Origin of the sequence: Klebsiella sp. HMSC16A12 (assembly GCF_001808265.1) — a bacterium.
Taxonomy (GTDB): domain Bacteria; phylum Pseudomonadota; class Gammaproteobacteria; order Enterobacterales; family Enterobacteriaceae; genus Klebsiella; species Klebsiella pneumoniae.
The window spans coordinates 1-4,258 of the sequence record NZ_KV792614.1; the positions used below are offsets into that span (position 1 = coordinate 1).

The following is a 4,258-nucleotide window of genomic DNA, read 5'->3' on the forward strand; positions in this document are numbered from 1 at the left end:
CCCCGGTGGCGCTGCGCTTACCGGGGCTACGGGCCTGTCGCGTTCTGTAGCCCGCACCGATACACCACATCACCACCGGTAACGCCCCGCAATATCATTGCCCCTGTAATCAGACAAGCCTTCCCCCGCCAGATACGATAAACTAACGCCGATTTTGCATCAGGAAGCCACTATGAACCACTCCCTCAAACCCTGGAATACCTTTGGCATTGAACGCTTCGCCAAGACGATAGTACGCGCCGAAACTGAGCAACAGTTGCTAAGCGCCTGGCAAACCGCTGCCGCGGCAGGCGAACCCACGCTGATCCTTGGGGAAGGCAGTAATGTCCTGTTTCTGAACGACTATGCCGGTACGGTGATCCTCAACCGGATTATGGGGATCGAGGTGAGCGAAACGCCGGAAGCCTGGCGCTTGCACGTCGGCGCCGGCGAAAACTGGCATCAGTTGGTGCAGTTCACGCTACAGCATGCGATGCCAGGTCTGGAAAATCTGGCGTTAATCCCTGGCTGCGCAGGATCTTCGCCGATCCAGAATATTGGCGCCTACGGCGTTGAGCTACAGCGGGTTTGCGAATATGTTGACTGCATTGAGCTGGAATCCGGGCGTAAGCAACGTCTTTCAGCCGCGGAATGCCGTTTTGGCTATCGCGACAGTATCTTCAAACATGAATATCAGGACCGCTATGCCATCGTCGCGATTGGCTTATCGTTAGCGAAAACATGGCAGCCTGTACTGAGTTACGGTGATTTAACGCGTCTCGATCCGCAGACCGTCACGCCGCAGCAGGTATTTGATGCGGTCTGTCATATGCGAATGACTAAATTGCCGGATCCAAAGATTAACGGTAATGCCGGCAGCTTTTTTAAGAACCCGATCGTCAGCGCTCAGGTTGCGAAAGCGCTGCTGGCGCAGTTCCCTCATGCACCGCACTATCCGCAGGCAAATGGCAGCGTCAAGCTGGCCGCTGGCTGGCTAATCGATCAATGTGAGCTCAAAGGACAACGCATCGGCGGCGCGGCCGTCCATCGACAGCAGGCGCTGGTACTGATTAATGAAGATCGAGCGACCAGCGAGGATGTGGTAAAACTTGCTCATTATGTTCGCCAGCGGGTGGGTGCGAAATTCGATGTATGGCTTCAGCCCGAGGTGCGCTTCATTGGCACGCATGGTGAAGTCAACGCAGAGGAGAGCATTGCGTGAAAGACCATACTATCCCTTTAACGCTAATTTCTATCCTTGCTGATGGCGAGTTTCACTCTGGCGAACAGCTTGGTGAGCAGTTAGGCATGAGCCGGGCGGCGATTAATAAGCACATCCAGACCTTACGTGACTGGGGCGTCGATGTGTTTACTGTGCCGGGCAAGGGTTACAGCCTGCCGGAGCCTATTCATCTATTAGATGAGAAAAAGATTTCTCAAGAGATAGACCATGGTCGAGTGACGGTCCTTCCCGTCATCGACTCTACTAACCAGTATTTGCTGGACAGGCTTGATGAGCTGACGTCCGGAGATGCCTGTGTGGCTGAATATCAGCAAGCAGGGCGAGGCCGGCGAGGCAGAAAATGGTTTTCGCCCTTTGGCGCGAATCTCTATCTCTCGATGTACTGGCGTCTGGAGCAGGGCCCGGCAGCGGCTATTGGCCTAAGCCTGGTGATCGGTATTGTGATCGCTGAAGTTCTGCAGCAGCTCGGGGCCGAACAGGTTCGCGTGAAATGGCCAAACGATATTTACCTGCAGGATCGTAAGCTGTCAGGGATCCTCGTGGAACTGACGGGGAAAACGGGCGATGCCGCACAAATCGTCAGCGGCGCGGGTATCAACCTTGTGATGCGTCGCGTGGAGTCTGATGTCGTCAATCAGGGGTGGATCAGCCTTCAGGAAGCGGGGGTGGTCATCGACCGTAACCTCCTCGCCGCGCGCCTGATTAAAGAGCTGCGCCTGGGACTGGAGCTGTTCGAGCAGGAAGGATTGGCTCCCTATCTACCGCGCTGGGAAAAACTGGATAACTTTATTCATCGCCCGGTGAAACTGATTATCGGTGATAAAGAAATTTACGGCATTTCGCGTGGCATTGACGCCCAGGGCGCACTATTGCTGGAGCAGGATGGTGTAATAAAAGCCTGGGTGGGTGGTGAAATATCATTGCGCAGTGCAGAATAAAAAAGGGAGCTTCGGCTCCCTTATTTTATTTACGTAAGCGTACCTGATTCACTGAGTGATTGGCGCTCTTAGTCATGATCAGGCTGGCGCGCTCGCGAGTTGGAAGAATATTTTCTTTAAGATTCATTAGGTTGATTTCATTCCATAGCGAAGTGGCAATATCTACCGCTTCTTCCTTCGAGAGCTTAGCGTAATTATGGAAATAGGAATCCGGATCGGTAAACGCCCCTTCCCGGAATTTAAGAAAGCGGTTGATATACCAGCTTTTCAATAATTCTTCCGGGGCATCGACATAAATAGAAAAGTCGACAAAATCGGAAACGAATACATGATGGGGATCGTGCGGATAATCCATTCCACTTTGCAGAACATTCAGCCCTTCAAGAATTAAAATATCCGGTTGCGCGACGGTTTTGTCACCAATGGGAATAACATCATAAATCAGATGGGAATAAACTGGCGCGGTTGCCTGCGGTACCCCTGATTTGAGATCGGAGACAAACTTCACCAGGCGATGCATATCATAGGACTGCGGAAAGCCTTTTTTCTTCATTAACCCACGTTCTTTTAAAACCGAGTTAGGGTGCAAAAAACCGTCAGTGGTAATGAGTTCGACATGGCGATGCTCCGGCCAACGACTAAGCAAAGCTTGCAGAACGCGGGCGGTGGTGCTTTTTCCTACCGCAACGCTGCCAGCGATACTGATAATATAGGGAATTCGCTGACCATTGGTGCCAAGAAATTGTTCGAGAACAGCCTGGCGGCGCAGGTTAGAACTGATATAGAAGTTGAGCAAACGCGACAGCGGCAAATAGATCTCGGCAACCTCTTCCAGAGAGAGATCTTCGTTGATGCCTTTTAACCGCGTGATTTCTTCCTCGGTTAACGTCATCGGGACAGAATCACGAAGTGCAGCCCATTGGTGGCGGTTAAATTGTAGGTACGGTGTCATTAACGTCTGCTCTTTTTGGCTCATAAGCATGTTCTTACTATCACCGAATACCTTGAAACGGTGATGCTTCACACGAGTTAATCAGGACAATGGGCAGGAGGGTAACACCAGATTGCCGGGAATAATAAGAAAAAAACTCATTGAATGCTGCTTTCTCGCGCCAGCATCACAAGAGAAGAATAAGTTTCTTATTCTTTGCAAAGCATGGCCTTTGCTAACAGGCTAGGCTAGCGGCCTGAATCCTTTCCGTCAGCGGTCAGCATGCGATAGAGGTAACCGGAGATGATCGGACAGCGTCTGAAGCGCCGAATTATTGGCGAATATTTGCACTCCGCTGCTTGAAATTACACCGTTTTTTCGCGCAAGAGCACAAAATGTGAGCAAGAGAACGTTTTATGCAAATTTTTAGTTGCATGAACTCGCTCCTCTCCCTAGAATGCGCGCTACTTGATGCCGACTTAGCTCAGTAGGTAGAGCAACTGACTTGTAATCAGTAGGTCACCAGTTCGATTCCGGTAGTCGGCACCATAACAATTTGGGTGGGGTTCCCGAGCGGCCAAAGGGAGCAGACTGTAAATCTGCCGTCATCGACTTCGAAGGTTCGAATCCTTCCCCCACCACCACTTTCTGGCGACGCTTTGCGGAGCCGGAGTTGGTTGGGTAAACTAATCAGCTCAATACTAAAGAGAGCAGTCTCTTTAGTATTACAGAAAGAACTGGGTAGCCGAGTTTCAGGATGCGGGCATCGTATAATGGCTATTACCTCAGCCTTCCAAGCTGATGATGCGGGTTCGATTCCCGCTGCCCGCTCCAGACGTGCTGATATGGCTCAGTTGGTAGAGCGCACCCTTGGTAAGGGTGAGGTCCCCAGTTCGACTCTGGGTATCAGCACCACTTCTTTTCTCTCCTTCCCTGTTTCTCTTCTGTTATGTTCATTCAACAAGTCGGGCATGTTGCCTGGTTGATGTGGTGATATCACCGATTTATCCGTGTCTTAGAGGGACAATCGATGTCTAAAGAAAAGTTTGAACGTACAAAACCGCACGTTAACGTCGGTACTATCGGCCACGTTGACCATGGTAAAACAACGCTGACCGCTGCCATCACTACCGTACTGGCTAAAACCTACGGTGGTTCCGCTCGCGC

The 4,258-nt window shown here is 51.3% G+C and carries 4 protein-coding genes and 4 tRNA genes; 7 read left to right on the forward strand and 1 reads right to left on the reverse strand.

Annotated features, from left to right (window positions below; genetic code table 11):
* The first annotated feature begins 172 nt into the window (after nt 1-172).
* Complete coding sequence (gene murB, locus HMPREF3140_RS14595) at nt 173-1,201, forward strand: UDP-N-acetylmuramate dehydrogenase (protein WP_004192687.1); 1,029 nt, start codon at nt 173-175, stop codon at nt 1,199-1,201.
* Nucleotides 1,198-2,160, forward strand: a complete 963-nt coding sequence (gene birA / locus HMPREF3140_RS14600) for a bifunctional biotin--[acetyl-CoA-carboxylase] ligase/biotin operon repressor BirA (RefSeq protein ID WP_002883521.1) — start codon at nt 1,198-1,200, stop codon at nt 2,158-2,160. Before murB ends, birA begins: the two co-directional genes overlap by 4 nt.
* A gap of 25 nt (nt 2,161-2,185) precedes the next feature.
* Here birA and coaA read toward each other — a convergent pair whose 3' ends face one another.
* On the reverse strand, nt 2,186-3,136 hold the full coding sequence (coaA, locus tag HMPREF3140_RS14605; RefSeq protein ID WP_070553021.1) for a type I pantothenate kinase: 951 nt from the start codon (nt 3,134-3,136) through the stop codon (nt 2,186-2,188).
* A 428-nt stretch (nt 3,137-3,564) separates the two neighbouring features.
* Between coaA and HMPREF3140_RS14610 the strand changes: the two genes are divergently transcribed.
* The 5 genes from HMPREF3140_RS14610 to HMPREF3140_RS27435 all read left to right on the forward strand — a co-directional run.
* Nucleotides 3,565-3,640: transfer RNA gene (locus tag HMPREF3140_RS14610), tRNA-Thr, on the forward strand.
* Nucleotides 3,641-3,650: 10 nt separating this feature from the next.
* Nucleotides 3,651-3,735 (forward strand) — tRNA-Tyr (locus HMPREF3140_RS14615).
* Between the two features lie 115 nt (nt 3,736-3,850).
* A tRNA-Gly gene (locus tag HMPREF3140_RS14620) sits at nt 3,851-3,925 on the forward strand.
* Nucleotides 3,926-3,930: 5 nt separating this feature from the next.
* A tRNA-Thr gene (locus tag HMPREF3140_RS14625) sits at nt 3,931-4,006 on the forward strand.
* A 115-nt stretch (nt 4,007-4,121) separates the two neighbouring features.
* Nucleotides 4,122-4,258 (forward strand): GTP-binding protein (locus HMPREF3140_RS27435; protein WP_072198062.1); only part of this gene is annotated, 137 nt, incomplete at its 3' end.

What these genes read in the sequence shown, in the direction of transcription:
- murB (WP_004192687.1), top strand. Translation starts at nt 173, where the DNA reads ATGAACCACTCCCTCAAACCCTGGAATACCTTTGGCATTGAACGCTTC.
- coaA (WP_070553021.1), bottom strand. Translation starts at nt 3,136, where the DNA reads ATGAGCCAAAAAGAGCAGACGTTAATGACACCGTACCTACAATTTAAC.